The sequence below is a fragment of the Pseudomonas sp. HP_01 genome (genome assembly GCF_055284355.1).
Map to the genome: position 1 here is coordinate 41595 of NZ_JBTOPV010000056.1, position 26482 is coordinate 68076.

General features: G+C 61.0%; 26 protein-coding genes and 2 pseudogenes. 12 read left to right on the forward strand and 16 right to left on the reverse strand.

What is annotated here, in order from left to right; genetic code table 11:
* Nucleotides 1-174: 174 nt before the first annotated feature.
* The 9 genes from ACYAR8_RS21930 to ubiE are packed head-to-tail and all read right to left on the reverse strand — an operon-like array spanning nt 175 to nt 6379.
* Nucleotides 175-882, reverse strand: a complete 708-nt coding sequence (locus tag ACYAR8_RS21930) for a 16S rRNA (uracil(1498)-N(3))-methyltransferase (RefSeq protein ID WP_463581049.1) — start codon at nt 880-882, stop codon at nt 175-177.
* Nucleotides 879-1673, reverse strand: a complete 795-nt coding sequence (tatC, locus tag ACYAR8_RS21935; RefSeq protein WP_065986665.1) for a twin-arginine translocase subunit TatC — start codon at nt 1671-1673, stop codon at nt 879-881. The genes ACYAR8_RS21930 and tatC overlap by 4 nt, the downstream gene beginning before the upstream one ends.
* Nucleotides 1670-2248, reverse strand: a complete 579-nt coding sequence (gene tatB / locus ACYAR8_RS21940; RefSeq protein ID WP_463581050.1) for a Sec-independent protein translocase protein TatB — start codon at nt 2246-2248, stop codon at nt 1670-1672. The genes tatC and tatB overlap by 4 nt, the downstream gene beginning before the upstream one ends.
* 10 nt (nt 2249-2258) lie before the next feature.
* Complete coding sequence (locus tag ACYAR8_RS21945; RefSeq protein ID WP_065986662.1) at nt 2259-2543, reverse strand: twin-arginine translocase TatA/TatE family subunit; 285 nt, start codon at nt 2541-2543, stop codon at nt 2259-2261.
* Nucleotides 2544-2585: 42 nt separating this feature from the next.
* Nucleotides 2586-2918, reverse strand: a complete 333-nt coding sequence (locus tag ACYAR8_RS21950; RefSeq protein WP_065986654.1) for a phosphoribosyl-ATP diphosphatase — start codon at nt 2916-2918, stop codon at nt 2586-2588.
* A gap of 2 nt (nt 2919-2920) precedes the next feature.
* Complete coding sequence (gene hisI / locus ACYAR8_RS21955) at nt 2921-3313, reverse strand: phosphoribosyl-AMP cyclohydrolase (RefSeq protein ID WP_108119162.1); 393 nt, start codon at nt 3311-3313, stop codon at nt 2921-2923.
* Nucleotides 3314-3369: 56 nt separating this feature from the next.
* Nucleotides 3370-4989, reverse strand: coding sequence for a ubiquinone biosynthesis regulatory protein kinase UbiB (ubiB, locus tag ACYAR8_RS21960; RefSeq protein WP_108119120.1), 1620 nt, complete (start codon nt 4987-4989; stop codon nt 3370-3372).
* Nucleotides 4986-5609 carry a ubiquinone biosynthesis accessory factor UbiJ gene (locus ACYAR8_RS21965; RefSeq protein ID WP_463581051.1) on the reverse strand — a complete coding sequence of 208 codons (624 nt, stop codon included), beginning with the start codon at nt 5607-5609 and terminating at the stop codon, nt 4986-4988. The genes ubiB and ACYAR8_RS21965 overlap by 4 nt, the downstream gene beginning before the upstream one ends.
* On the reverse strand, nt 5609-6379 hold the full coding sequence (ubiE, locus tag ACYAR8_RS21970; RefSeq protein ID WP_065986646.1) for a bifunctional demethylmenaquinone methyltransferase/2-methoxy-6-polyprenyl-1,4-benzoquinol methylase UbiE: 771 nt from the start codon (nt 6377-6379) through the stop codon (nt 5609-5611). The genes ACYAR8_RS21965 and ubiE overlap by 1 nt, the downstream gene beginning before the upstream one ends.
* Before the next feature lie 141 nt (nt 6380-6520).
* Here ubiE and ACYAR8_RS21975 point away from each other — a divergent pair, with 141 nt between their 5' ends.
* Entirely contained in the window at nt 6521-6799 is a 279-nt protein-coding gene (locus tag ACYAR8_RS21975; RefSeq protein WP_108119118.1) for a polyhydroxyalkanoic acid system family protein, read from the forward strand.
* Nucleotides 6800-6814: 15 nt separating this feature from the next.
* Here ACYAR8_RS21975 and ACYAR8_RS21980 read toward each other — a convergent pair whose 3' ends face one another.
* From ACYAR8_RS21980 to ACYAR8_RS22005, 6 genes are all read right to left on the reverse strand, one after another.
* Nucleotides 6815-7192, reverse strand: coding sequence for a gamma-butyrobetaine hydroxylase family protein (locus ACYAR8_RS21980; RefSeq protein ID WP_463581052.1), 378 nt, complete (start codon nt 7190-7192; stop codon nt 6815-6817).
* 114 nt (nt 7193-7306) lie between these two features.
* Nucleotides 7307-8644: an ATP-dependent protease ATPase subunit HslU gene (gene hslU / locus ACYAR8_RS21985; RefSeq protein WP_074890793.1), complete on the reverse strand. Its 1338-nt coding sequence runs from the start codon at nt 8642-8644 to the stop codon at nt 7307-7309.
* 69 nt (nt 8645-8713) lie between these two features.
* The gene (gene hslV / locus ACYAR8_RS21990) at nt 8714-9244 is read right to left on the reverse strand and encodes an ATP-dependent protease subunit HslV (protein ID WP_074890792.1); all 531 of its coding nucleotides are present in this window, start codon (nt 9242-9244) and stop codon (nt 8714-8716) included.
* A 276-nt stretch (nt 9245-9520) separates the two neighbouring features.
* On the reverse strand, nt 9521-10210 hold the full coding sequence (locus tag ACYAR8_RS21995) for an SPOR domain-containing protein (RefSeq protein ID WP_108119117.1): 690 nt from the start codon (nt 10208-10210) through the stop codon (nt 9521-9523).
* A 1-nt stretch (nt 10211) separates the two neighbouring features.
* Nucleotides 10212-11957, reverse strand: a complete 1746-nt coding sequence (argS, locus tag ACYAR8_RS22000; protein WP_463581053.1) for an arginine--tRNA ligase — start codon at nt 11955-11957, stop codon at nt 10212-10214.
* Between the two features lie 120 nt (nt 11958-12077).
* Nucleotides 12078-14297, reverse strand: coding sequence for a primosomal protein N' (locus ACYAR8_RS22005; RefSeq protein ID WP_074890788.1), 2220 nt, complete (start codon nt 14295-14297; stop codon nt 12078-12080).
* Between the two features lie 168 nt (nt 14298-14465).
* Here ACYAR8_RS22005 and rpmE point away from each other — a divergent pair, with 168 nt between their 5' ends.
* The 3 genes from rpmE to ACYAR8_RS22020 all read left to right on the forward strand — a co-directional run bounded on the left by rpmE (nt 14466) and on the right by ACYAR8_RS22020 (nt 16973).
* A complete protein-coding gene (rpmE, locus tag ACYAR8_RS22010) occupies nt 14466-14699 on the forward strand; it encodes a 50S ribosomal protein L31 (protein WP_065986634.1) in 234 nt (77 codons plus the stop codon).
* A 23-nt stretch (nt 14700-14722) separates the two neighbouring features.
* Entirely contained in the window at nt 14723-15523 is an 801-nt protein-coding gene (locus ACYAR8_RS22015; RefSeq protein WP_463581054.1) for a thermonuclease family protein, read from the forward strand.
* A gap of 181 nt (nt 15524-15704) precedes the next feature.
* The gene (locus tag ACYAR8_RS22020; RefSeq protein WP_074890785.1) at nt 15705-16973 is read left to right on the forward strand and encodes a malic enzyme-like NAD(P)-binding protein; all 1269 of its coding nucleotides are present in this window, start codon (nt 15705-15707) and stop codon (nt 16971-16973) included.
* A 125-nt stretch (nt 16974-17098) separates the two neighbouring features.
* On the opposite strand, the gene ACYAR8_RS22025 is transcribed toward ACYAR8_RS22020, so the two are convergent.
* Nucleotides 17099-19573: a penicillin-binding protein 1A gene (locus ACYAR8_RS22025; protein WP_425438883.1), complete on the reverse strand. Its 2475-nt coding sequence runs from the start codon at nt 19571-19573 to the stop codon at nt 17099-17101.
* Between the two features lie 209 nt (nt 19574-19782).
* Here ACYAR8_RS22025 and ACYAR8_RS22030 point away from each other — a divergent pair, with 209 nt between their 5' ends.
* The 8 genes and pseudogenes from ACYAR8_RS22030 (at nt 19783) to aroB (ending at nt 26478) form a co-directional block, all read left to right on the forward strand.
* On the forward strand, nt 19783-20847 hold the full coding sequence (locus tag ACYAR8_RS22030) for a pilus assembly protein PilM (RefSeq protein WP_074890782.1): 1065 nt from the start codon (nt 19783-19785) through the stop codon (nt 20845-20847).
* Nucleotides 20847-21416 carry a PilN domain-containing protein gene (locus tag ACYAR8_RS22035; protein ID WP_074890780.1) on the forward strand — a complete coding sequence of 190 codons (570 nt, stop codon included), beginning with the start codon at nt 20847-20849 and terminating at the stop codon, nt 21414-21416. Before ACYAR8_RS22030 ends, ACYAR8_RS22035 begins: the two co-directional genes overlap by 1 nt.
* A complete protein-coding gene (gene pilO / locus ACYAR8_RS22040) occupies nt 21413-22060 on the forward strand; it encodes a type 4a pilus biogenesis protein PilO (RefSeq protein ID WP_074890778.1) in 648 nt (215 codons plus the stop codon). Before ACYAR8_RS22035 ends, pilO begins: the two co-directional genes overlap by 4 nt.
* Nucleotides 22057-22584 (forward strand): pilus assembly protein PilP, encoded by a 528-nt coding sequence (locus ACYAR8_RS22045; protein WP_065986622.1) that lies wholly within the window; start codon nt 22057-22059, stop codon nt 22582-22584. The genes pilO and ACYAR8_RS22045 overlap by 4 nt, the downstream gene beginning before the upstream one ends.
* A 53-nt stretch (nt 22585-22637) precedes the next feature.
* A pseudogene (locus ACYAR8_RS22050) lies at nt 22638-23022 on the forward strand (AMIN domain-containing protein); the annotation flags it as partial.
* A gap of 122 nt (nt 23023-23144) precedes the next feature.
* Nucleotides 23145-24722: pseudogene (locus ACYAR8_RS22055) on the forward strand (type IV pilus secretin PilQ); the annotation flags it as partial.
* Between the two features lie 4 nt (nt 24723-24726).
* The gene (gene aroK / locus ACYAR8_RS22060; protein WP_065986620.1) at nt 24727-25245 is read left to right on the forward strand and encodes a shikimate kinase AroK; all 519 of its coding nucleotides are present in this window, start codon (nt 24727-24729) and stop codon (nt 25243-25245) included.
* 129 nt (nt 25246-25374) lie between these two features.
* On the forward strand, nt 25375-26478 hold the full coding sequence (aroB, locus tag ACYAR8_RS22065; protein ID WP_074890775.1) for a 3-dehydroquinate synthase: 1104 nt from the start codon (nt 25375-25377) through the stop codon (nt 26476-26478).
* The last annotated feature ends 4 nt before the right edge of the window (nt 26479-26482 follow it).

Below are 26482 nucleotides of genomic sequence, written 5' to 3' on the forward strand. Positions count from 1 at the left end.
TGGTGCGGATGCTCATTGCGTTTGCCGGTGGCACGGATGCTCATTGCGAGTGCTACGCGTCCGGATGTCGACGTTCTGTCTTGGATTCTGCCCGAAGGGTGTAGGAGCGCGCTTGCCCGCGAACTGCCGCGAAGCGGCAGCAAACCAGGCGCCTCACTCAGATACACCGCAGCTCTAGAACAACCGGGCGAGCAACGCGGTCACGGCGGTTTCGACGCGCAGGATCCGCGCGCCTAACTGCACCGGATTCAGGCCTGAGGCCTGGAGCAAATCAACTTCGTAGGGAATCCAGCCACCTTCAGGGCCGATGGCCAGGGTGACAGGCTGCTCGACCGCGCGCGGGCAGGCGGGGAAATCACCCGGGTGGCCGACCAATCCCAGCGTCCCTTCAACCACAGCGGGGAGGCGGTCTTCAACGAATGGCTTGAAGCGCTTCTCGATGACGATCTCCGGCAGTACGCTGTCCCGGGCCTGCTCCAGCCCGAGAATCAACTGCTCGCGAATCGCCGCAGGCTCCAGAAAGGGCGTCTGCCAGAAGCTTTTTTCGACGCGGTAACTGTTGACCAGGATGACTCGGGGCACACCCATCGTTGCCACGGTCTGAAACACCCGGCGGAGCATTTTCGGGCGGGGCAGGGCGAGGACCAGGGTCAGCGGCAGTTTGGCCGGCGGGGCGTGCTCGAAGCTCACCGAAAGCTCGGCTTCCCGAGGTTCCAGCCGCAACAACTGTGCGCTGCCGAGCAGCCCGTTAACCCGGCCAACCCGCAGGCTGTCGCCGACTTCGCTGCGATGCACTTCCTGCATGTGCTTGAGGCGGCGGTCACGCAGTACAACCCGGTCCGCCGCAATAAAGTCGGCGTCCTCAAGCAACAGCAGGTTCACGGCTGGGTCGCTGGTGGTTGGCTCTGTTCGTCTTCAGCTTTTTCGTCATCTTCATGATCACCGCGCTTGGTGATCATCGAACTGCACAGCACGCCGATTTCAAACAGCAGCCACATCGGCACGGCCAGCAGGGTCTGCGAAAAGATGTCCGGCGGGGTGAGAATCATGCCGACCACGAAGCAGCCGATCACCACGTACGGGCGAATCTTCTTCAGGTATTTGACGTCGACGATGCCGATCCACACCAGCAGCACAACTGCCACCGGGATCTCGAACGCGACGCCAAACGCCAGGAACAGCGTCATGACGAAGTCCAGGTAACTGGCGATGTCCGTCATCATCGACACGCCTTCCGGCGTGACACTGGCGAAGAAGTGGAAAATCAGCGGGAAGACCAGAAAGTACGCGAACGCCATGCCGGCGTAGAACAGGATGATGCTGGAGATCAACAGCGGCACTGCCACGCGCTTTTCATGCTTGTACAGGCCTGGCGCAATGAAGCCCCAGATCTGATACAGGATCACCGGCATCGCCAGGAACAGCGCCACCATCATCGTCAGCTTGAACGGCGTGATGAACGGCGAGGCCACATCGGTCGCGATCATCGTTGCGCCGTCAGGCAGAAACTTGCGCAGCGGGGCAGAAACGAAGGTGTAGATCTTCTGGGTGAAGTAGAACAGCGCGCCGAAGATCACAAAGATCGCCAGCACGCAGCGCAGCAGACGCGAGCGCAGTTCTGTCAGGTGCGAGACCAGCGGCATTTGCTGGTCGTTTTCCGGGATTTCGCTCATGGGGCTCGTGGTGGCAGTGACGAATCGTTGGCAGAAGGCGCACTTTGCACCGCGGTCGCAGAGGTTGTGACCGGCGCAGTTACGGGAACAGATCCCGGCCCGGCAGGCGAAGGTGCCGACGCAGGCGCAGCAGGCTCGACATGAACGGGCGGCGGCGTGACCGAAGCGCTCTCAGCCGGAGCAGCCGGGCCAATGTCGGCGCTCTGTACCGGGGAGGCTGCACCCATGACCGGCGCCGTGGATGGCCCTTCCGATGCCGGGGCCGGCGAAACGGGCTTCTCGGCAGTCGGCTCAGCCGGCGCGGGTGTCACGGGCGCAGCAGGCGGTTGTTGCGGCTGCATGATCTTGCGAGCTTCCTCTTCCAGCGAAAGAATGTGCTCGTTGTGCAACTGACGCCGAATCTCGTCAGCGCCGATTTCGCGCTCAACTTCCTGTTTGATCGCATTGAAGCTGCGTTTCAGGCGGCCGATCCAGAGCCCGGCCGTCCGTGCTGCGCCTGGCAGACGCTCGGGGCCCAGGACCAGCAGGGCAACGAGGCCGACCAGCAGCAGTTCAGAAAAGCTGATACCAAACATGCGTCACGACCTAGTCTTTGCGGAGGGGGTCTTCGACTCGTTGCGCTTGAGCGTCGATCGTGTGCGGCTGGTGCAGCGGCTGAGTCGGAGGCACCGGCTGCGCGGTTGGCTGTGGCTGAACAGGCGGCTGCACCGTCGGCTCTTCCGGATGCTTGTCGTCGTCATTCATGGCCTTGCGAAAGCCCTTGATCGACTCACCCACGTCAGTCCCCAGGTTCTTGAGTTTCTTGGTGCCGAACACCAGCACGACAACCACAAGAATGACGATCCAGTGTTTCCAGTCAAAAATGCCCATAACGCGTTCCTCACAAGAAATTTCGGGCCGCAGCCCCTGTGTTTATTCCGCCGAGCGAGACGCTTTCTCGGCGTGGCCGGACAGGCCGAAACGGCGGTCCAGCTCATCGAGCACGGCTTGCGGGTGTTGGCCCAGTTGGGCAAGCATCACCATACTGTGGAACCACAAATCGGCGGTTTCGTAGACGACATCACTGCAGTCACCGCTGATGGCAGCGTCCTTGGCAGCGATTATGGTTTCGACCGACTCTTCGCCGACCTTTTCCAGAATCTTGTTCAGTCCCTTGTGATAAAGGCTGGCGACGTAAGACGAGTCGGCAGCCGCGCCCTTGCGCGATTCAAGCACCTCGGCAAGGCGTGACAAGGTATCAGTCATGTTCAGTGTCCTGCTTGGTAAATGGCGTCCGGGTCTTTGAGCACCGGGTCCACGGTCTTCCAGCCGGCATCATCGTAGACGCGGTAGAAGCAGCTCTCGCGGCCGGTATGGCAAGCGATGCCGCCGATCTGCTCGACCATCAGGATAATGACGTCGGCATCACAGTCCAGGCGCAGTTCATGCAGCTTCTGCACGTGGCCCGATTCTTCGCCCTTTCGCCACAACTTGCCACGCGAACGTGACCAATAGATAGCGCGCTGTTCGCTGGCAGTCAGGCTCAAGGCTTCGCGGTTCATCCAGGCCATCATCAGCACGCGACCGGTCTTGTAGTCCTGCGCGATGGCGGGCACCAGACCGTCCTTGTCCCACTTAATCTCGTCCAGCCAGTCTTTCATCATCGGCTCCGGCCGCTCCAGGGGAGGGTTAGTGTGCCAGCGGCTCGCGCCGATGGCTATCGGCGAACGACCAGATAGACCCCTGCCGCCAGCATCAGCAAGGCAGGCCAGGCACTCAGGGTGTTCAGCGCCGCGCCGGTCTGGGTATGGGTGATCGCCAACAGCACGCCGCCGGCCAGCAGGCCAGCGCCGAGCAAGCGAAGGGCCCAATGATCACCATCGCGCCGATACGGCGGAGGCGGATCGTGACGATGGGGCTGCGACAGACGCTCGAGCAAATCCCGGGTCATGTTGGCCAGATGCGGAATCTGTTCCACCTGGGATTGCAGGTTGCCCAGCAGGGTTTTCGGGCTGACGCGCTCGCGCATCCAGCGTTCGAGGAACGGCTGTGCAGTCGCCCAGAGATCAAGTTCCGGATACAGCTGACGGCCGAGGCCTTCGATGTTGAGCAGCGTTTTTTGCAGCAGCACCAGTTGCGGCTGCACTTCCATGTTGAAGCGGCGAGCGGTCTGGAACAGGCGCATCAACACCTGCCCAAAGGAAATGTCCTTCAACGGCTTCTCGAAAATCGGCTCGCACACGGTACGGATGGCCGCTTCGAATTCATTCAGCTTGGTCTCGGCGGGCACCCAGCCCGAGTCGATGTGCAGCTGTGCAACGCGGCGGTAGTCGCGCTTGAAGAAGGCAAACAAGTTGCGCGCCAGATAGTCCTGATCCTCAGGAGTCAGGCTGCCGACGATGCCGCAGTCGATGGCGATGTACTGCGGATCCCACGGCGTGACCGTGCTGACGAAAATGTTGCCGGGGTGCATGTCGGCGTGGAAAAAGCTGTCACGGAAGACCTGGGTGAAGAACAGTTCAACGCCGCGCTCGGCAAGCTTCTTCATGTCGGTGCGCTGATCGGCAAGAGTCGCCAGGTCGGTCACTTGCACGCCGTAGATGCGCTCCATGACCAACACCTTCGGCCGGCACCAGTCCCAATAGACCTGCGGCACGTAAAGCATGGTCGAGCCCTCGAAGTTGCGGCGCAGCTGGCTGGAGTTGGCCGCCTCGCGCAACAGGTCGAGTTCGTCGTAGATAGTTTTTTCGTAATCGGCGACGACGGCCACCGGATGCAGCAGTCTCGCGTCTGCGGAAACCCGCTCGGCAATCTTCGCCAGGATGAACAGCCAGGCAAGATCGGAGCCGATGATCGGCTTCAAGCCCGGCCGCACGACCTTCACCACCACCTCTTCGCCCGTCTTCAGGCGCGCGGCGTGGACTTGGGCGACAGACGCCGAAGCCAGCGGAGCTACGTCGAAACGGCTGAAAACTTCGCTGATCTTTGCGCCCAGCTGCGATTCGATCAGCGCCACGGCCTTGGCGGAGTCGAACGGCGGCACGCGGTCCTGCAGCATCATCAGCTCGTCGGCGACGTCTTCGGGCAGCAGGTCGCGGCGGGTGGACAGCAACTGCCCGAACTTGATGAAAATCGGCCCCAGGTCCTGCAACGCCAGACGCAGACGCGCGCCACGGCTCAGTTCGTTCTTGCGCCGCGGCAGCCAGCGCCATGGCAGCACGAAGCGCACGGCCAACAGCCACCACGGCAGGGGCAGGGCGAACAACAGGTCATCGAGGCGGTAACGGATTACGACACGCTGGATGCGAAACAGACGGCGGACGGCAAGCAGGCTCATGCGTTATCGCTGGATTTGAGGGAGTGGGCCAGACGCTCGAAGCGGGCTTCGAGGCGTTCCAGGTCTTGTTTGGTCTGATCCAGTTCGGCGAAGCGGGCTTCGGCCTCGCGTTTGCCGACCAGCGTGCGGGATTCTTCGGCCAGGTATTCGGCCAGGTTGTGGCTGAGGCTGGTTGCGCTGTCGCGGGTCCAGCGCGCGCTGTTGCGCAGGTGCCCGCCGATCAAGGGCGCCGCGACGGGACCGAGCCAGCGTTGCAGCTCGTACTCCCAGTCGAGGTCCAGGTCCTGCAGCACGCCCACCAGCTCAAGCAGCACGGCACTTTCGCCATCCAGCTCGACTTCCGGGCTGTGTAGCACGGCATTTTTGTCTTTGCTCATCGCCAGACGCATCAGGCTCGCAGCGGGGGCGCGCAGGGTTACATCTGCGCCGCCATCCCAGTTCGCCGCCAGCATCAGGCCGTCGTCACTGGGCAGCACGTGCAGATGAAACGCCGGGCTGGTGCATTCGATCGCGATGACCTTGCCGCTCAGCCGGTCAAGGCGTGGCAGGGCGGTGCTGTCCATGCGCAGCACGCGATTGATGCCGTGCTCGGCACTGGCGAGCAAGCCGTTGATCAGCATCAGGGCTTGATGCCCCGATGCAGCGCGACGATGCCGGAGGTCATGTTGTGGTAAGTCACGCGGTCGAAACCGGCCTGAACCATCATCGACTTCAGGGTTTCCTGATCGGGGTGCATGCGGATCGACTCTGCCAGATAGCGGTAGCTTTCCGAATCGTTGGTGATCAGCTTGCCGGCCAGCGGCATGAAAGCGAACGAGTAGGCGTCGTAGATCTTGGACATGACTTTGCTGGTTGGCTTGGAGAATTCAAGCACCAGCAACCGACCACCCGGCTTGAGCACGCGCAGCATGGAGCGGATGGCGTCTTCTTTGTGCGTCACGTTGCGCAGGCCGAAGGCGATGGTCACGCAGTCGAAGTGGTTGTCAGGGAACGGCAGCTTTTCAGCGTCGGCCTGGACGAACTTGATGTTGCCGGCCACCCCGCGATCCAACAGGCGGTCACGACCCACCTTGAGCATCGAAGCGTTGATGTCGGCCAGTACGACTTCGCCGGTCGGGCCGACAAGATGGGAGAACTTCTTCGCCAGATCACCGGTGCCGCCCGCGATGTCGAGTACGCGGTTGCCGCTGCGAACGCCGGACAGTTCGATGGTGAAGCGCTTCCAGAGGCGATGCATGCCGCCGGACAGTACGTCGTTCATCAGGTCATATTTGGCCGCGACGGAGTGAAATACCTCGGCGACTTTCTCGGCCTTCTGGCTTTCCGGTACGTTTTTGTAACCGAAGTGGGTGATGGGTTCGGCATCGCTGCCTTTGCGCGGATCATTCATATCGCTGTCACCGGAATAAAGTGGCGCCATTCTAATCGTCGGGGCTGGCTTTGTCTTGACAAGGCGCACGGCCAACAGTTTCTTCGCTTCGGGCCGCTGGTATAGTGCGCCGACGATTTAAGCCGAAGCAGGAGCCCGTCAGTGGCCAGAATTACCGTGGAACGCCAGCACACGCTGGGAAAGGAAAAGGCCCGCGAGAAGGCTGAGATCATGCTGCAGAAACTGTCCGACAAGTACGGCATCGAGCACGAGTGGACAGGCGACACCGTGGCTCTGGAAGGCAAGGGCGCCAAGGGCACTGTAGCGGTCGAAGATGAGTGGGTGCGGGTGAATATCGACCTCAACTTCTTCCTCTCTCCCATGAGCAGCTCTATTCAGACCGAAGTTGAACGGCAGCTCGACAAGGTACTCACTGCCTGAAGCTTGTAGAGACGGCTAGAGCATCAGCTTTATGACTTGCTCGGAAGGGTCGCGGGATTTGCCGGCGGCCTTGAGTTCGGCCAGATACTCCTCCCACAGTTGCGCCTGGCGTTGCGCCAGTTGCTCCAGGTATTCCCAAGTGAACAAGCCGCTGTCATGACCATCGTCGAAGGTCAGCTTCAGCGCGTACTGGCCGGCGGGCTCTACCTTGGTGAGCCCGACGCCCAGCTTGCCAAATTGCAGAATCGGATTGCCGTGGCCCTGCACCTCCGCCGAAGGCGAGTGCACCCGCAGAAATTCCGCCGGCAAGCGGTATTCCTCATCCGCCCCATATTTCAGGCTGAGGACCTTCGAGGCTTTGTGCAGCTGGATAGCGGTGGGGATGCGGGTCATGGAGGTGGTCTCAACGGCGAGCTGTGAGCTACAAGCGGCAAGCTACAAGCCAAGCAGATTTCGGTAGCCAGTGAAATCTGCTTGCAGCTTGAAGCTCACAGCTTGCAGCTGCTATCAAAGAATGTACCGCGACAGATCTTCGTCTTCCGCCAGCTCACCCAAGTGGCTGTTCACGTATTCAGCGTCGATCTGAATCGTCCCGCCATCCTGCGTACCCGCCAAGTCGCCGGCACTGAAAGAAACCTCTTCCAGCAACCGCTCAAGCAGCGTGTGCAAGCGACGCGCACCGATGTTCTCGGTCTTCTCGTTGACCTGCCAGGCAATCTCGGCCAGGCGCTTGATGCCATCCGGCAGGAACGCGATGTTCAGGCCTTCGGTCTTCAGCAGCTCGCGGTATTGCTCGGTCAGCGACGCATGGGGTTCGGTCAGAATGCGTTCGAAATCCTGCGGGCTCAGCGCTTTCAGTTCGACACGAATCGGCAGACGACCCTGCAGCTCAGGCACCAGATCGCTTGGCTTGCTCAGGTGGAACGCACCGGAGGCGATGAACAGAATGTGATCGGTCTTGACCATGCCCAGCTTGGTGTTGACGGTGCAGCCTTCGATCAGCGGCAGCAAGTCGCGCTGCACGCCTTCGCGGGACACATCGGCGCCACCGACATTGCCGCGCTTGGCCACTTTGTCGATCTCGTCGATGAACACGATGCCGTGCTGCTCAACCGCTTCCAGCGCCTTGGCTTTCAGTTCTTCGTCGTTCACCAGACGGCCCGCTTCTTCATCGCGAACCATTTTCAGCGCGTCTTTGACTTTCAGCTTGCGGCTCTTCTTCTTCCCCTTGCCCATGTTGGCAAACAGGCTTTGCAGCTGGTTGGTCATCTCTTCCATGCCTGGCGGCGCGGAAATATCGACGCCGCCCATCTCGGCGACCTCAATCTCGATTTCCTTATCGTCCAGCTGACCCTCGCGCAGACGCTTGCGGAACAGCTGACGGGTGTTGGAATCGCTGCCCGACGTCGCGTCTTCGTTGAAGCCCGCGCGTGCCGGTGGCAGCAGGGCGTCGAGAATGCGGTCTTCTGCGGCGTCTTCGGCGCGGTGGCGAACTTTGGTAATTTCCTGCTCGCGCAGCAGCTTCATTGCGGCGTCGGCCAGATCACGGATGATCGACTCGACATCGCGGCCGACATAGCCGACCTCGGTGAACTTGGTCGCTTCGACCTTGATAAACGGCGCGTTGGCGAGCTTGGCCAGACGACGGGCGATTTCGGTTTTACCGACGCCGGTCGGACCGATCATCAGGATGTTCTTGGGGGTGACTTCGACGCGCAGCTCTTCAGGCAGCTGCATCCGGCGCCAGCGGTTACGCAGCGCAATGGCGACGGCGCGTTTGGCATCGTCCTGGCCGATGATATGGCGATTGAGTTCGTGGACGATTTCACGGGGAGTCATGGACATGGTTTTCAACGGTCCTCGGCAGAATGCAAGTCGGGCAGGCCGCGATGAATGGCGGCCATCACCCTACGCTTACTCGGCGAGGTCCTGCTCCTCAATAGTGATGTTGTGGTTGGTGAAGACGCAGATGTCGCCGGCAATGTGCAGGGCGGTTTCGGCGATTTCACGGGCAGAGAGTTCGGTCTTCAGCAGCAGCGCGCGGGCTGCGGCCTGGGCAAAGGCGCCGCCGGAACCCATGGCGATCAGGCCGTCTTCGGGCTCAACGACGTCGCCGTTGCCGGTAATGATCAGCGAAGCGTCTTTGTTGGCAACGGCCAGCATGGCTTCAAGGCGGCTCAGGGAGCGATCGGTACGCCATTCTTTCGCCAGTTCTACGGCGGCACGCACAAGGTGACCCTGGTGTTTTTCCAGCTGGGCTTCGAAACGCTCGAACAGGGTGAAGGCGTCAGCGGTGGCGCCTGCGAATCCGGCGATGACCTGGCCGTGGTAAAGGCGCCGGACTTTCTTGGCGTTGCCTTTCATGACGGTATTGCCCAGAGAAACCTGGCCGTCACCGGCCATGACGACTTTGCCTTGGCGGCGCACTGAAACGATGGTGGTCAAGGGGAGAGTCTCCACGCTGCGGGGCGAAAATGCCCTGATGGAAACTCATATGGGGGTGGGGGCGGGTATTTCAACCGTTGAGTGGGTTGAGAGATGAATGGCGGTGCGTCAGGTTGCTTCAAGTTTGTGTAGGAGTGAGCTTGCTCGCGATTGCGGTGAATCAGGCACCCATTATGTTGGATGTGCCAATGTCATCGCGAGCAAGCTCACTCCTACAACTGATCGTGCCCGCGTGGAGCGGGACCGATCGTTGGTCCTGCGGTGGGCGACAGTGCCCTAGCGAGCCTGGCGCTGTTGCAGCAGCAGGTTGCTGAAGCCGCCGCCCGCCAGTTGCTTCTGCGCTATGGTCAGCTGTTCGCGGTTGCTGAACGGGCCGACCAGTACGCGGTACCAGGTTTCATCCTTCACCGTGCCCGACTCTACCGTCGACGTTTGCCCCAGCAGAATGATCTGCGCGCGCACTTTCTCGGCGTCGGCCTGTTTGCGGAACGAGCCCGCTTGCAGGAAGAACGTCGTCACGGCCGCCGGTTTGGTCACCGGAGGTGCGGGTGGCGGGGTCAGACCGCTGAGCGCGGCCTGGGCCCGAGCCGTGTCGATCTTCGCGGCCACTTCAGGCGTAACCGGTGTGCTTGGCGCCACGACCGGCGGCGTCTTCTCGGGCACCGCTTCGTTCGGCACGATGACTTCCGACTCAGGCAACAGCGTGTAGAAGTCGTACTTCGGCTTCACGGGCGCGGTCGGGCTGGGCGGCGTCTTGTTCGCTTCGGCGATCTTCGCGGCCTTGGCTTCGGCCTTGACGCGCTTGATGTCGTCGCCACTGCCGGGTTCGAGCTTCATCAGGAAAACGACGAAAGCGCCGACGGTCAGGCCGATCGCCATCCACACCCAGCCCGGAATCGGCGTCTTTGCGGGAGCCTGATACCGGCTGGCGCCGCGCTTGGGAGCAGGTTTCTTTTTAACGGCCAACTTACATACGCTCCAGAGTGTCCAGACCCAGCAACTGCAGGCCTTGCTTGAGGGTGCGACCGGTCAGGGCGGCGAGGCGCAGACGGCTTTGCTGTTGTTCAGGGTTTTCTGCCGCCAGGATCGGGCAGTTCTCGTAAAAACTGGAGAACAGACCGGCGAGGTCGTACACGTAGGCGCAGAGCACATGGGGCGTGCCCTTGTCGGCCACGGTGTTGACGGTCTCGCCGAACTGCGCCAGACGCGCGGCCAGGTCTTGCTCCTGGGGTGCGTCCAGGATGATTTGGCCCTGGCTCGCGTCGAAGGTTTCGCCCTTTTCTTCGAGCTTGCGGAACACGCCGGCCACACGGGTGTAGGCGTACAGCAGATAAGGCGCGGTGTTGCCTTCGAAGCTGAGCATCTGGTCGAAGTTAAAGCTGTAGTCGCTGGCGCGATGCTTGGACAGGTCGGCATATTTCACCGCACTGATGCCCACGGCCTTGGCGATCGAGCGCAACTCGTCTTCGGCGACGTCCGGGTTTTTCTCTTTCACCAGGGTGTAGGCGCGTTCTTGCGCTTCGTCGAGCAGGTCGACCAGCTTGACGGTGCCGCCATCGCGGGTCTTGAACGGACGGCCATCGGCGCCGTTCATGGTGCCGAAGCCCATGTGCTCCATCTGCATGTCGTTGGTGACGAAGCCTGCCCGGCGCGCCACTTCGAAGACCTGCTGGAAGTGCAGGGCCTGACGTTGATCCACGAAGTACAGCGCGCGATCGGCTTTCAGCACGTTGCTGCGGTAGCGAATGGCGGCAAGGTCGGTAGTGGCGTACAGATACCCGCCACCGGCCTTTTGCACGATCACCGGCAGCGGCGTGCCTTCGGCGGTTTTGAATTCTTCGAGGAACACGCACTGCGCGCCGTTGCTCTCGACCAGCAGGCCGGCCTTCTTCAGGTCGGCGACGACATTGGCGAGGTCGTCGTTGTAGGCGCTTTCGCCCATGACGTCCTTCGGCGTGAGTTTGACGTTCAGGCGTTCGTACACTTCCTGGCAATGAGACAGGGAGATGTCCTTGAAGCGCGTCCACAGGCTAAGGCACTCGGCGTCGCCCGCTTGCAGCTTGACCACCAGCCCACGTGCGCGCTCGGCGAACTCTTCGGACTCGTCGAAACGGCCCTTGGCGGCGCGGTAGAAGTTTTCGAGGTCAGCCAGCTCGTCGCTGGTCGCCGGGGTTTCCTGGAGATAGGCCAGCAGCATGCCGAACTGAGTGCCCCAGTCGCCGACGTGGTTCTGACGGATCACGGTGTCGCCAAGGAACTCAAGAACGCTGGCCACGCCGTCGCCAATGATGGTCGAGCGCAAGTGGCCGACGTGCATCTCTTTGGCCAGATTCGGTGCAGACAGGTCAACCACAACGCGTTGAGCGGGGCCGTTTTTGCGCACGGACAGGGTCGCGTCGGCGAGGGCTTCGTCGAGCCGCGAAGCCAGAGCCTGGGTGTTCTGGAAAAAATTGAGGAAGCCGGGGCCGGCAATATCGACCCGGGTGATCTGCTCATCGGCCGGCAATGCGGCGACAATTTTCTCGGCCAGATCGCGCGGTTTCATGCCTGCAGGCTTGGCCAGCATCATGGCGATATTACTGGCGAAGTCGCCGTTTTTCTTGTCCTTGGCGTTCTCCACCTGAATCGCCGGCGTCAGCCCTTCCGGCAAGACGCCATCGGTGACGAGTTGGCTCAGAGCTTGTTGAATCAGCTGGCGGATGGTGTCTTTCATGGTGCTCTCTTTCGACCGCAAGCGCGGCCGCGCCTGGATGCGCGGGTGGAAAAACTGGGCATTATCCGTGGCCGGAGCCGCCTTGCCAACCGCGCTGGATGCGCGGTCAGCCGATGCGAATCAATAAAGGTCCACCGGATCCACGTCCAGCGACCATCTGACCTGGCGCCCGCTTGGCATGTTTTCCAGCGTAAGCAGCCAGGTCGCGAGCAGCTTGTGCAGCGGCGCGCGGGCGTTTGCCTGAACCAGCAATTGAGCGCGATAGCGTCCGGCGCGCCGTTCCATCGGTGCCGGAACCGGCCCCAGCAGCTCGATGCCGCCCAGCGCCATGTCCTTCAATAAACGCTCGGCTTCGGTGCAGGCTTCATCCAGAAAGCCTTCGGCCTGACCCGGCTTGTGCGCTTCTGCGCGCAACAGCGCCAGGTGTGAAAACGGCGGCAGCCCGGCGGCGCGACGTTCGCTCAAGGCCTGCTCGGCAAAAGCGAAATAACCCTGCTCGGTGAGTTGAATCAATAAAGGATGGTCGGCCAGATGGGTCTGGATGATTACCTTGCCCGGCTCTTCGGCGCGCCCGGCTCTGCCTGCGACCTGCACAATCAATTGCGCCATGCGCTCGCTGGCGCGGAAGTCACCGGAGAACAGCCCGCCATCGGCGTCGAGAATCGACACCAGCGTCACGCGAGGGAAGTGATGCCCTTTGGCGAGCATCTGGGTGCCCACCAGAATGCACGGCTGGCCTTTCTGGATGGTCGCGAACAGCTGATTCATCGCGTCCTTGCGCGAGGTGCTGTCCCGATCAACCCGCAAAACCGGATAGTCGGGGAACAGAATCGCCAGCCGCTCCTCGGCACGCTCGGTCCCCGCACCCACCGGGCGCAGATCGACCTTGCCGCACGCCGGGCAATTGCGTGGTACGCGCTCAACATGGCCGCAATGGTGACAACGCAGCTCGCCCGAACGCTGGTGAACGGTCATGCGCGCATCGCAGCGGGGGCATTCCGACAACCAGCCACAGTCGTGACACAGTAGCGTCGGGGCAAAGCCGCGTCGGTTGAGGAACACCAGCACTTGCTGGCCCGCCGCCAGGGTCTGGCCGATGGCTTGTTGCATAGGGCCTGAAATGCCGCTGTCGAGGGGGCGGCTTTTCACATCCAGCCGCAGGAAACGAGGCTGCTGCGCACCGCCCGCTCGTTGATTCAGGCGCAGGAGCGCATACCGGCCGGTGTGGGCGTTGTGCAGGCTTTCCAGCGAAGGCGTCGCCGAGCCGAGCACGATCGGGATGTCCTCCTGATGCGCCCTCACCAGCGCCAGGTCCCGTGCGTGGTAGCGCAGGCCTTCCTGCTGTTTATAGGAGCCGTCGTGCTCCTCGTCGATGATGATCAGCCCGGGGTTTTTCATCGGGGTGAACAGCGCCGAACGGGTGCCGATGATGATGTCGGCTTCGCCATCGCGTGCTGCCAGCCAGGCATCGAGCCGATCCCGATCGTTGACTGCCGAGTGCAGCAGCGCGATGCGTGCGTTGAATCGCTGCTCGAAACGCGCAAGGGTCTGTGGGCCCAGGTTGATCTCCGGAATCAGCACCAGCGCCTGCTTGCCCGCTTCCAGCGTTTCGCGGATGAGCTGCAGGTACACCTCGGTCTTGCCGCTGCCGGTGACCCCTGCCAGCAATGAGGCGTGAAAGCTGCCGAACCCCGAACGAATGGCTTCAAAGGCGGCCCGCTGTTCGGTGTTGAGCGGCAGTTCCGGCTGCGCCAGCCAGTGTTCGTGCCGCTCGACCGGCCCATGACCGCGCACCTCGACGGTCACCAGTCCCTTGGCGAGCAGCAGATTCAGGCTGTCCCGGTTAAGCATCAGCTTGCTCAGCAATTGATGAGCCACGCCGTGGGGGTGTTGGGCCAGCGTGCGCAGCGCTTCTTTTTGTTTCGGCGCCCGGGCGATGCGAGGGTCATCGATGCTGGCGTCAGGAGCCGCCTGCCAGAACCGCTCTTGTCGGGCTTCCGCCGGTTCGCCCTGGCGCAGCAGCACCGGTAACGCCCAGCTGAATGTGTCGCCCAGGCTGTGCTGGTAATACTGTGCAGTCCACAGGCACAGCTTGAACAATGCAGGCGGCAATGGCACGTCGGCGTCCAGCACCGCAATCGCCGGCTTGAGCTTGTCGGCCGGCACTTCGCTGTGGTCAACGACCTCCACCAGCACGCCAATCATCTCCCGACGGCCGAACGGCACGCGCAGGCGCATCCCTGGCTGCAAGGCACTGCGCGGCACACCTGCGGGGGCAAGGTAGTCGAACAGGCGGCGCAGCGGCGAGGGCAGGGCGAGGCGCAAGATGGCGTCGGACACGCGGGGGATATCCTGTTACGGAGTATGACGAAGGGCGCGATCTTAGCAGACGACCGGCGTTAACGTTCCCTTGCGTGATTGGCGTTGTCTGTTAATATGCGCGGCCTAATTCCGTGCGGTATTCAACAATAGTGTTGGGTGGCGGCACGATAGCCTGAGGAAATACCCATGAAAGCTGATATCCATCCAGTTTACGAAGCCATTGACGCAACCTGCAGCTGCGGCAATGTCATCAAAACCCGTTCCACACTGGCCAAGCCTCTGAGCCTGGACGTGTGCAACGAGTGCCACCCGTTCTACACCGGCAAGCAAAAAACTCTGGACGTCGGCGGTCGTGTCGACAAGTTCAAGTCGCGTTTCGGTGCGTTCGGTCCTACCAAAGCTCCTGCTGCTGCAGAGTAAGGTTGGCCGTTCTGGAGTCGCCGATGCGTTTCTCCAGGCTGCTTAAAAAGGCGTCCCTCGCGGGCGCCTTTTTTATGTCCGCGATTTGGCTTTCGGCGGCCCAGGCTTTGTGTCCGGCCCCGGCGTCGCTGCCTGTGGCTCAGGTGCAGCGAGTGGTCGACGGCGACACGGTGCGTCTGATCGATGGTCGCAGCGTTCGCATGATTGGCTTGAATACGCCAGAAACCGGCAAAAAGGGTCAGTCCGCCCAGCCGTTTGCCGAAGCGGCCAAGCGTCGTTTGCAGGCGTTGGTGGATGCAAGCGACGGGCAGGTCAGGCTGCGCGTCGGTGAAGAGCCGACCGATCACTACGGACGCACGCTCGCTAACGTCTATGGCCGCGATGGCGCCAATCTCGAGGCGCAACTGCTCGCCGAAGGCCTTGGCTATCTCGTCGCAGTCTCTCCGAACGTAGCGCTGGTCAGCTGCCAGCAGGCCGCGGAGAAGTCAGCTCGCCAGGCCGGCCTGGGCCTGTGGCGCATTTCGCCGGTTCAGCCGGCGGAGCAGATCAACACCGGCGGGTTCGCGTTGGTCAGCGGGCGCGTGACCCGCGTGCAGCGCAATGGCGGCGGCCTGTGGATCGAATTCGGCGATGCGCTGGTGCTGCGCATTGCGCCCAAACTGCTCGGTCAGTTTGACACTGCCGCGTTGCAGCGGTTGAAGGGGCAGCGCATCGAAGCCCGTGGCTGGGTGGTTGATCGTTCTCGTCGGGGCGGCCTTAGAGCAGATCAGCCTCGCTGGATGATGCCGATCACTCATCCTGCAATGTTGAATACAGTTAATTAATAAATTGTAGACATTTCTTGAACAGATTGTCGCCGTTAGAGGCTGTGTGTCCTGCGGCTCTACGCTGAAAGTCGTAGATGCGGCCTCTTGACACAGGTGACCCGCCAGTCTTGTTAGGACTTTATGACTTGCGTATGCTCGGCGGTCCGTCTGTCCAACAGTAAAAAAGCGGAATGCCCCCATGTCAGATTTGAAAACTGCCGCTCTCGAATACCACGCTCATCCCCGTCCAGGGAAACTCAGCGTCGAGCTCACCAAAGCCACTGCAACCGCTCGCGATCTGTCGCTGGCTTACAGCCCGGGTGTGGCTGAGCCGGTCCGCGAAATCGGTCGCGATCCGGAGCTTGCCTACAAGTACACCGGCAAAGGCAACCTGGTAGCGGTCATCTCTGATGGCACCGCGATTCTGGGTCTGGGTAACCTCGGGCCTCTCGCGTCCAAGCCGGTCATGGAAGGCAAGGGCGTGCTGTTCAAGCGCTTTGCCGGTATCGACGTGTTCGATATCGAAGTCGACTCGGAGAGCCCGCAGGCCTTCATCGACACCGTGCGACGCATCTCCATCACGTTCGGTGGCATCAACCTGGAAGACATCAAGGCACCTGAGTGCTTTGAAATCGAAAAGGCGCTGATCGAGCAGTGCGACATTCCGGTTTTCCACGATGACCAGCACGGCACCGCGATCGTTACCGCAGCCGGCATGATCAACGCGCTGGAAATCGCCGGCAAAACCCTGGAAGCGGCGAAGATCGTCTGCCTGGGCGCTGGCGCTGCGGCCATCTCCTGCATGAAGTTGCTGGTGAGCATGGGCGCGAAGATCGAAAACATCTTCATGATCGACCGTAGCGGCGTGGTTCACGACGGGCGTACCGACCTGAATCAATACAAGGCCCAGTTCGCTCACTCCACCGACAAGCGCACGCTGGCCGACGCCCTGGAAGGCGCTGACGTCTTCGTCGGTCTGTCCGGTCCAAACCTGCTGAGCGCTGAAGGTCTGAAGTCGATGGCGGCCAACCCGATCGTGTTCGCTTGCTCGAACCCGGATCCGGAGATCTCGCCAGAACTGGCTCACGCTACCCGCGACGACGTGATCATGGCCACCGGCCGTTCGGACTACCCGAACCAGGTCAACAACGTGCTGGGCTTCCCGTTCATCTTCCGTGGCGCGCTGGACGTTCGCGCCAAGCGCATCAACGAAGAGATGAAGATCGCCGCGGCCAACGCCCTGCGAGAACTGGCCAAGCTGCCGGTGCCTCAGGAAGTCTGCGATGCCTATGGCGGCATCGCCCTGGAATTCGGTCGTGAGTACATCATCCCGAAACCAATGGACGCGCGCCTGCTGGGCCTGATCTCCGATGCAGTTGCCAAGGCAGCCATCGAGAGCGGCGTCGCAACCCTGCCGTATCCGAAGCACTACCCGCTGAAGAGCGTGGATGAAGTGTTCAACGGCTGATACAAGCGCCCATAAAAAACCCAGCCAAGTGCTGGGTTTTTTTTATGGCTGGAGGCTGCCAGCAGTGCAACTGATCGCCGCTGCTTTTACTTGGAGCTTGCCGCTTGAGGCTTGCGGCTGCTCCCCTAGAACAGATCGATCGGCGCTGATTCATCCGCCGGCAGCGGGCTGCCTGGAGGTGGGCTGCCGCCAAGTTCGTTCACGCTAGGCGGCGTATCTTCGCTCTTGAACAGCTCGAAGAACGCCCCTGGCGTACTCGGCGTGGCGGAGCGGCCGCTGACGGGGTCGATACGCAGGCTGAGGATGCCGTCCGGTTCGGCCTGAACGTGTGGCGGCTTGTCCTTCAGCGCGGCGCTCATGTACTTCATCCAGATCGGCAGCGCGACCGTGCCGCCGAACTCATGGCGACCGAGGCTTTCTGGCTGATCGAAACCGGTCCAGACCGTGGTCACGTAATCGGCGTTGTAACCCGTGAACCACGCATCTTTCGATTCGTTGGTGGTACCGGTTTTGCCTGCGATGTCCGGACGGTTCATCGCCAGGGCGCGGCGACCGGTGCCGCGTTTGATCACGTCCTGCAGCATGCTGTTGAGAATGTAAACCGTGCGACCGTCAACAATCCGCTCCGCGACCACAGGGGCCGGCGCTGCGCCCGAAGTATCCAGCGCGTTCGGCACGACATTGGCAGTCAGCGGCGGGGCTTCTGGCGCTGCATAAGTCGATGCATTGCTGATAGCCGCCTCGCTGACCGCTTTCGGATTAGGGTCATTGGCAGGCACTGTCGGAGGGTTGGCGACAAAAAGGGTTTTCCCCTCACGGTCCTCAATCTTCTGGATCAGGTACGAGCTGACCTTGTAACCGCCGTTGGCAAATGCACTCCAGCCGCTGACGATCTCCATCGGTGTCAGGGTTGCCGTGCCGAGGGCCAGGGACAGGTTGGGCGGCAAGTCCTGCTTGTTGAAGCCAAACCGAGTGATGTAGTTGATCGCGTTGTTCACGCCCAGGCTTTGCAGCAGGCGGATCGACACGAGGTTGCGCGACTTGTACAACGCCTCGCGCAGCCGAATCGGACCGAGGAAGGTGCCCGTGTCGTTCTTCGGGCGCCAGACTTTGTCGATGGTTTCGTCGACGAATACGATCGGCGCGTCATTGACCAGGCTGGCGGCGGTATAGCCGTTATCCAGCGCTGCCGAGTACAGGAACGGCTTGAAGCTGGAGCCCGGCTGACGCTTGGCCTGCATTGCCCGGTTGTAGTTGCTCTGCTCGAACGCGAAACCGCCAACCAGCGCGCGAATCGCGCCGTTCTGCGGATCGAGCGAAACCAGCGCGCTTTGCGCCACCGGAAGCTGGCTGAACTTGAGCGAGTTGTCCGGCTGACGCTGCAAACGCACCAGATCGCCGACGTGGGCGACATCGCCAGGCTGCTTGGGATTGGCGCCGACGCTGTTGGTGTTCAGGAACGCCTTGGCCCACTTCATGCTGTCCCAGGCGACGGTTTCTTCGTTCTCGCCGCTGCGGGTCAGCACGCGGATCCCGGTCTTGTCGACCTGGGTGACGATGGCCGGCTCCAGACCGCTGATCGGACGCTGTTTGCTCAGTTCCTGCACCCAGCCCTCGCGGGTCAGGCCTGGGAATCGGCTCTCAGGCCCGCGATAGCCATGGCGCTGGTCGTATTCGATCAGCCCGTCCTGCACCGCCTTGTTGGCGTCTTCCTGCAGGCCGCTCGGTACGGTAGTGGTGACGCGGAAACCTTCTGTGTAGGCTGCGCTGCCATAACGACCCACCATTTCGGCGCGCGCCATTTCAGCGATATACGGCGCGTTCACTTCGGGACTCTGAACGTGGTAGCTGGCGTTGATCGGCTCGACAAGAGCGGTCTGGTAGGTGTTCTGGTCGATTTTCCCCAGCTTGAACATGCGGCCCAGAATCCAGTCGCGGCGTTCTTTGGCGCGCACCGGGTTGGCCAGTGGGTTGAATCGTGACGGCGCCTTGGGCAAGCCGGCAATCATTGCCATCTGCGCGACGCTCAGGTCGCGGATGGATTTGCCGTAGTAAACCTGCGCTGCGGCCTCGATGCCGTAGGCGCGGTTACCCAGATAGATCTTGTTGACGTACAGCTCGAGAATCTCGTCCTTGGTAAGTTGGCGCTCGATTTGCAAGGCCAAGAGAATCTCGGTGGTTTTGCGCGAAAAACTGCGCTCGCTGGTCAGGAAGTAGTTTTTCGCGACCTGCATGGTGATGGTCGAGCCGCCGGACTGGATATGACCGCTCTTGACCAACTGGCTGGCCGCGCGCATCAGGCTGCTCGGGTCCACGCCATAGTGATTCTCGAAGTTATCGTCTTCGGCAGAGAGCAGGGCGTGAATGAAATTGGGGGGAATGTCGGCGAAACGGATGGGAGAGCGGCGCATTTCGCCAAACTCTGCGATCAGTTTGCCGTCGCTGCTGAACACCCGCAGCGGGATCTGCAGCTGGATGTTACGCAGCGCATCGACCGAGGGCAGGTTCGGAGCCAGGTAGAGAAAGGCGCCGCTCAGGCCGAGCAGCAGCCCGCAGACGACCGCGACGATGGACCACCAGACGAACTTCAGCAGGCGTATCAAGGCTTTTGGATTTCCAGAAAAAAGAATGAGTTAGACGCAGGCATTTACAAATGAACACGCCTTGAAGCTTCGCTACACGAAAAAAACGCTGGGCATTATAAGCATTTTTCGTCGTCGAGCGTTATTTGCGCTACTGTCAAGTCAGCCGACAGTGGCACTGGACTAGAAATCATCCGTAAGTGACGGAAACGCATAGGGAATCGGTTGTGTTCGAACTCTTCAGTAAGAAGGCCAACACCCTTCTAGGGATCGATATTAGCTCCACCTCGGTCAAGCTCCTGGAGCTAAGTCGTTCCGGCAACCGTTACAAGGTCGAGTCTTATGCGGTCGAGCCACTGCCCGCCAACGCAGTGGTCGAAAAGAACATCGCGGAGCTCGAAGGCGTCGGCAGTGCTTTGACGCGTCTGCTGGTAAAAGCCAAGAGTAACGTCAAAATTGCGGCGGTTGCCGTCGCAGGTTCGGCGGTTATCACCAAGACCATCGAGATGGATGCAGGGCTTTCCGACGACGAGATGGAAAACCAGCTCAAGATCGAGGCCGATCAGTACATTCCCTATCCGCTGGAAGAAGTGGCCATCGACTTCGAGGTTCAGGGGTATTCGGCGCGTAATCCCGAGCGCGTCGAAGTATTGCTGGCCGCGTGCCGCAAGGAAAACGTAGAAGTGCGCGAAGCCGCGCTGGCACTGGCCGGGCTCACCGCCCGCGTGGTCGATGTCGAAGCTTATGCCCTGGAGCGCTCGTTCGGTCTGCTGTCTGCCCAGTTGGGTCAGGACCACGAGCAGTTAACCGTCGCCGTCATCGACATCGGCGCGACCATGACCACCCTCAGCGTGCTGCACAATGGCCGCATCATCTATACCCGCGAACAATTATTTGGCGGTCGCCAGTTAACCGAAGAAATCCAGCGCCGTTATGGCTTGTCCGTTAGCGAGGCCGGGCTTGCGAAAAAGCAGGGCGGGCTCCCCGACGACTACGTCATGGAAGTGCTGCAGCCGTTCAAAGACGCTGTGGTGCAGCAGGTGTCCCGTTCGCTGCAGTTTTTCTTCGCGGCCGGCCAGTACAACCGCGTTGACTACATCATGCTGGCCGGTGGCACAGCTTCTATTTCCGGTCTTGATCGGCTGATCCAGGAACGCCTGGGCACGCCGACGCTGGTGGCTAACCCCTTTGCTGACATGGCGCTGAGCGTCAAGGTCAATGCTGGCGCGCTCGCCAGCGATGCTCCTGCACTGATGATCGCGTGTGGTCTGGCCCTGAGGAGCTTCGACTAATGGCACGGATCAACTTACTTCCCTGGCGCGAGCAGCAACGCGAAGAGCGCAAGAAGCGCTTCATTCTGGCGCTCGTCGGGGTGCTGGTGCTTGGCATCGGCGCCATTCTTTTGGCTGATCAATATTTGAGCAGTGCCATCGCGCATCAGAACAGCCGCAATCAATTCATCAGGACCGAAATCGTTCAGCTCGACGCGCGTATCAAAGAGATCAGCGAGCTCAAGGCGCGTCGCAAGCAATTGCTGGAGCGGATGAAGATCATTCAGGACCTGCAGGGCAACCGGCCGATCATCGGGCGCATCTTCGATCAAATGGCGCGCACCCTGCCCGATGGTGTCTATTTCAACGACGTGAAGATGACCGGGCAGATGATCAGCATTTCCGGCGCTGCCGAATCCAATAATCGGGTCTCGGATCTGCTGCGTAATCTGGATGCGTCTGACTGGCTGGAGTCGCCGAGTCTGACCGAGGTCAAGGCCAACACTGCGGCGGGTGGTGTGGATCAGACCAACACCTTCCAGTTGACGGTGCGTCAGACGCAGCCAGCAGTTGAGGGGGTCAAGCCATGAGCATGAATGATTGGCTCGATAGCCTGAAAAAGATCGACCTCAACGACCTGGACATCAATAACCTGGGTTCATGGCCCGCCGCAGTGAAGACCATTGCCGGCGCGCTACTGTTGGCTCTGGTTCTGGCCGGCGGGTACTTCTTCTATATCCAGGACATGCAGGCTCAGCTGGATCAGGCCCGAGGCGAAGAGACGGCGCTGAAAGAGCAGTTCGCGACCAAGGCTTATCAGGCTGCCAACCTCGCGGCGTACAAGAGCCAGATGGTGGAGATGGAAAACACCTTTGGCGCGTTGCTGCGACAGTTGCCGAGCGACACCGAAGTCCCTGGCCTGCTTGAAGACATCACCCGCACCGGTCTGGGCAGTGGCCTGGAGTTCGAAGAGATCAAGCTACTCCCTGAAGAGGCCCAGCAGTTTTATATTGAATTGCCGATCCAGATTACCGTGACAGGCAGTTATCACGACCTCGCGACCTTCGCCAGCGGCGTCGCCAGCCTGCCGCGAATCGTGACGCTGCATGACTTCGAGATCAAACCGCTGGACGCCAAGTCCCCCGGAAAGCTGCGCATGAGCATCCTTGCCAAGACCTATCGCTATAACGACAAAGGTCTTCAGAACGTTGATACGAAAGGGCCGGCGAAATGAGGGCGATGCGTTGGTTGTGCGTCGGCGTCACGCTGATGGGGCTCGCGGGTTGCGACAGCTCGAATGAATTTGACGATCTCAAGCAGTTCATGGCCGAGGTACGCGCACGGCCGGTTGGCACCATCGAGCCGATGCCCAAATTCCGGCCCTATGAAGCCTTTACCTATGCGGCGGCCAGTTTGCGCAGTCCTTTTCAGCCGCCGATCAAGATTGACCTGGTCAACCGTCCAAAGGGCTCGCACCTGGTGCAGCCGGATCCGACGCGGGTGAAGCAGTTTCTCGAAGGCTTCAACATCGATTCCTTCGAGATGGTCGGCACGTTGAGCAATGAAACCGGCACGTTCGCGCTGCTTCGCGGGGCGGGTGGCGTGCATCGGGTGAAAGTGGGCGATTACCTGGGGCGTAACGATGGCCGGATTACGGCGATCACCGACTCGGCGGTGCAAGTGATGGAAATCGTTCCGGATGGAGAGGGGGCCTGGCTTGAGCGTCCGCTCAGTATTTCCCTCAAGGAACGCTCATGAAGACGGCAAGCAAGCGAAGCACCTTCGGATCTGCACAGTGGTGGAATGTGAACATGAACAGGATTCTTTCGATTATCGGCCTGTCGCTAGGGATGGCGATGCTTTCACCGGTTGTCCAGGCGGCTAACCTCAAGACGCTGGATGTCGCCGCATTGCCGGGGGATCGAGTCGAACTGAAACTGTCCTTCGACGGTCCGGTGGCGGCGCCGCGCGGTTACACCACCGAGCAACCGGCGCGCATTGCGCTGGACCTGCCGGGGGTGACCAGCCAGTTGGCGATCAAAAGCCGTGATCTGGGTTCAGGTAACGCCCGCAGCGTTGTGGTCGTCGAAGCCAAGGACCGCACGCGGGTGATCATCAACCTCACCACGCTCGCGCCTTACAGCTCGCGTGTCGACGGCAACAACCTGTTCGTGGTCGTGGGCCAGGGCGCCGCTGCGGCTCAGGGCTCGCAGCCGAGCACCGCCATGGGCGCGGCGCGAGTGAGCGTGCCAAGCGGACCTGCCGCCCAGTCGAAACCCGTTGCCCGCTCGTATGCGCCAGGCCCACGGTCGGTGAAAAACGTCGACTTCCAGCGCGGCGAGTTGGGTGAAGGCAACGTCATCATCGAGCTGAGCGACACCGGCATTGCCCCGGACATTCAGGAGCAGGGCGGCAAGATCCGCGTCGACTTCGCCAAAACGCAATTGCCTGAGCCGCTGCGCGTGCGTCTGGACGTCAAGGATTTCGCCACCCCGGTGCAGTTCGTCAATTCCAGCGCCACGGGTGACAAGGCCAGTATCTCCATCGAGCCGTCCGGTGCGTTCGACTACTCCGCCTACCAGACCGACAACAAGCTGACCATCAGCGTGCGCCCCCTGACCAACGAAGATCAGGAGCGGCGCAACTCGGAAAAACTGGTCTACACCGGCGAGAAGCTGTCGCTGAACTTCCAGGACATCGATGTGCGCTCGGTGCTGCAACTGATCGCTGATTTCACCAACCTCAATCTGGTGGCCAGCGACACCGTGCAAGGCGGCATCACCCTGCGCCTGCAGAACGTGCCGTGGGATCAGGCACTGGATCTGGTGCTCAAGACCAAGGGCCTGGACAAGCGCAAGATCGGCAACGTCTTGCTGGTCGGTCCGGCTGACGAGATCGCTGCGCGCGAGCGCCAGGAGCTGGAATCCCTCAAGCAGATTTCCGAACTGGCCCCGCTGCGTCGCGAGTTGCTGCAAGTGAACTACGCCAAGGCCGCTGACATCGCCAAGTTGTTTCAGTCGGTGACGAGCGCAGAATCCAAGACCGACGAGCGCGGTTCGATCACCGTCGATGAGCGAACCAACAACATCATTGCCTACCAGACCCAGGATCGTCTGGACGAGCTGCGCCGCATCGTTTCGCAGCTGGACATCCCGGTGCGCCAGGTGATGATCGAGGCACGCATCGTCGAGGCCAACGTCGATTACGACAAGTCTCTCGGCGTGCGCTGGGGCGGTTCGAGCAACAGGGGCAACTTCACCGCCGGCGGCAACGGCACCGTCTCGGGCGCCTCGGCAACCAATGGTCCCTACGTCGACATGGGCGTGACCAATGCTACCTCGTCGATCGGCCTGGGCTTCCTGACCAACAACACCATTCTCGACCTCGAGCTGACGGCGATGGAGAAGAGCGGCAACGGCGAAGTGGTCTCGCAGCCAAAGGTCGTTACGTCGGACAAGGAAACCGCGAAAATCCTGAAAGGTACGGAAGTGCCTTATCAGGAAGCGAGCTCCAGCGGCGCGACGTCGGTGTCGTTCAAAGAGGCCTCGCTGTCCCTGGAAGTGACCCCGCAGATCACGCCTGACAACCGCATCATCATGGAGGTCAAGGTCACCAAAGATGAGCCGGACTACGTGAACACGGTGCTGGGTGTGCCGCCGATCAAGAAAAACGAAGTCAACGCCAAGGTGCTGGTGGCCGACGGCGAGACCATCGTAATTGGTGGCGTGTTCTCGAATACGCAGAGTAAAGTCGTCGACAAGGTGCCATTTTTAGGCGATGTGCCGTATGTTGGCCGCCTTTTCCGGCGCGATGTGGTTTCGGAGTCAAAATCCGAGCTGTTGGTGTTTCTCACTCCGCGTATCATGAACAACCAGGCGATTGCTGTGAGTCGTTGATTCTGTGCGAAATTTAATTCTTGTGGGGCCGATGGGGGCTGGCAAAAGCACCATCGGTCGCTTGCTGGCCAAAGAGCTTCGACTGCCGTTCAAGGATTCCGACAAGGAAATCGAGCTGCGAACGGGCGCCAATATTCCCTGGATCTTCGACAAGGAAGGTGAAGCGGGCTTTCGCGACCGCGAACAGGCCATGATCGCCGAGCTCTCCGCACTGGACGGCGTAGTCGTAGCCACCGGCGGGGGCGCAGTCATGCGTGAAGAAAACCGTCGCGCCCTGCACGCCGGCGGTCGGGTGGTGTATCTGCATGCGTCGGTTGAGCAGCAAGTGGGCCGGACCTCGCGGGATCGTAACCGACCGTTGTTGCGCACGGCTGACCCGGCGCGCGTGCTACGCGAACTGCTGGCGATCCGCGATCCGCTGTACCGCGAGATCGCCGATGTCATCATCGAAACCGATGAGCGGCCCCCGCGAATGGTGGTTATCGACATACTCGCCCTGCTGGCCGAGCTTCCTCCCCGTTAAAGCGCAGACGGAAATGCGCTATCCTCGGCGACCATAAAAAGTGGGGTCGCTACATGGCCTTGCGCCATAGCCGGTGTCGGCGTCTTTCAGACGCGCACAGGCAACCAATTGTTAACAGCGTGGGGACACATGCAGACACTCAAGGTCGAGCTTGGCGAACGCAGCTACCCGATCCATATCGGCGAAGGCTTGCTGGATCAGCCCGAGTTGCTCAAGCCGTACATTGCCGGTAAACAGGTGGCGATCGTTTCCAACGCCACCGTTGCGCCGCTCTACATGGAACGCCTGACCCGATCCCTCGCCGGTTACAGCGTCTTGCCGATCGTGCTTCCCGACGGTGAAGCCTTCAAGAACTGGGAAACCCTGCAAACCATCTTCGACGCGCTGCTTACTGCACGCCATGATCGCCGCACCACTGTGATTGCGTTGGGCGGCGGCGTTATTGGCGACATGGCCGGCTTTGCCGCTGCCTGTTACCAGCGCGGCGTCGAATTCATTCAAGTGCCGACCACACTGCTCTCCCAGGTCGATTCCTCGGTCGGTGGCAAAACCGGCATCAATCACCCGCTGGGCAAAAACATGGTGGGCGCTTTCTATCAGCCCAATGCGGTGCTGATTGACACGTTATCGCTGAACACCCTGCCTGAACGCGAACTGTCCGCCGGTCTTGCCGAGGTCATCAAATACGGTTTGATCTGTGACGAACCGTTCCTGACGTGGCTCGAAGAGAATGTGGATAAGCTGCGCGGGCTGGATCAGGTCGCGCTGACCACGGCAATCGAGCGCTCGTGCGCCGCCAAGGCGGCGGTCGTCGGTGCCGATGAGCGAGAGTCTGGTGTGCGTGCCACGCTGAACCTCGGCCACACCTTCGGCCACGCCATCGAAACCCACATGGGTTACGGCGTATGGCTGCACGGCGAGGCGGTGGCGGCAGGCACGGTGATGGCGCTGGAAATGTCGGCGCGTCTGGGCTGGATCAGCGAGCAGGAACGTGACCGCGGCGTCCGTATTTTTCAGCGCGCCGGCTTGCCGGTGGTTCCGCCGCAAGACATGACACCCGAGCACTTCCTCGAGCACATGGCGGTGGACAAAAAGGTCATTGACGGTCGTTTGCGCCTGGTGCTGTTGCGTCGCATCGGTGAAGCAGTGGTAACAGACGAATATCCACAAGAAGTACTACAGGCCACACTGGTCGCGGACTACCGCGCCTTGGTGGATCAGCTTAGAGGTTAATGAG

Coding starts and splice junctions, on each gene's coding strand:
- aroB (WP_074890775.1), top strand. CDS start 25,375: ATGCAGACACTCAAGGTCGAGCTTGGCGAACGCAGCTACCCGATCCAT.
- tatC (WP_065986665.1), bottom strand. CDS start 1,673: ATGAGCGAAATCCCGGAAAACGACCAGCAAATGCCGCTGGTCTCGCAC.
- tatB (WP_463581050.1), bottom strand. CDS start 2,248: ATGTTTGGTATCAGCTTTTCTGAACTGCTGCTGGTCGGCCTCGTTGCC.
- ubiB (WP_108119120.1), bottom strand. CDS start 4,989: ATGAGCCTGCTTGCCGTCCGCCGTCTGTTTCGCATCCAGCGTGTCGTA.
- ACYAR8_RS21950 (WP_065986654.1), bottom strand. CDS start 2,918: ATGACTGATACCTTGTCACGCCTTGCCGAGGTGCTTGAATCGCGCAAG.
- ACYAR8_RS21965 (WP_463581051.1), bottom strand. CDS start 5,609: ATGCTGATCAACGGCTTGCTCGCCAGTGCCGAGCACGGCATCAATCGC.
- hslU (WP_074890793.1), bottom strand. CDS start 8,644: ATGTCCATGACTCCCCGTGAAATCGTCCACGAACTCAATCGCCATATC.
- ACYAR8_RS22015 (WP_463581054.1), top strand. CDS start 14,723: ATGCGTTTCTCCAGGCTGCTTAAAAAGGCGTCCCTCGCGGGCGCCTTT.
- ACYAR8_RS22035 (WP_074890780.1), top strand. CDS start 20,847: ATGGCACGGATCAACTTACTTCCCTGGCGCGAGCAGCAACGCGAAGAG.
- ACYAR8_RS21945 (WP_065986662.1), bottom strand. CDS start 2,543: ATGGGCATTTTTGACTGGAAACACTGGATCGTCATTCTTGTGGTTGTC.
- ubiE (WP_065986646.1), bottom strand. CDS start 6,379: ATGAATGATCCGCGCAAAGGCAGCGATGCCGAACCCATCACCCACTTC.
- ACYAR8_RS22045 (WP_065986622.1), top strand. CDS start 22,057: ATGAGGGCGATGCGTTGGTTGTGCGTCGGCGTCACGCTGATGGGGCTC.
- argS (WP_463581053.1), bottom strand. CDS start 11,957: ATGAAAGACACCATCCGCCAGCTGATTCAACAAGCTCTGAGCCAACTC.
- hisI (WP_108119162.1), bottom strand. CDS start 3,313: ATGAAAGACTGGCTGGACGAGATTAAGTGGGACAAGGACGGTCTGGTG.
- ACYAR8_RS22020 (WP_074890785.1), top strand. CDS start 15,705: ATGTCAGATTTGAAAACTGCCGCTCTCGAATACCACGCTCATCCCCGT.
- ACYAR8_RS21980 (WP_463581052.1), bottom strand. CDS start 7,192: ATGACCCGCATCCCCACCGCTATCCAGCTGCACAAAGCCTCGAAGGTC.
- rpmE (WP_065986634.1), top strand. CDS start 14,466: ATGAAAGCTGATATCCATCCAGTTTACGAAGCCATTGACGCAACCTGC.
- pilO (WP_074890778.1), top strand. CDS start 21,413: ATGAGCATGAATGATTGGCTCGATAGCCTGAAAAAGATCGACCTCAAC.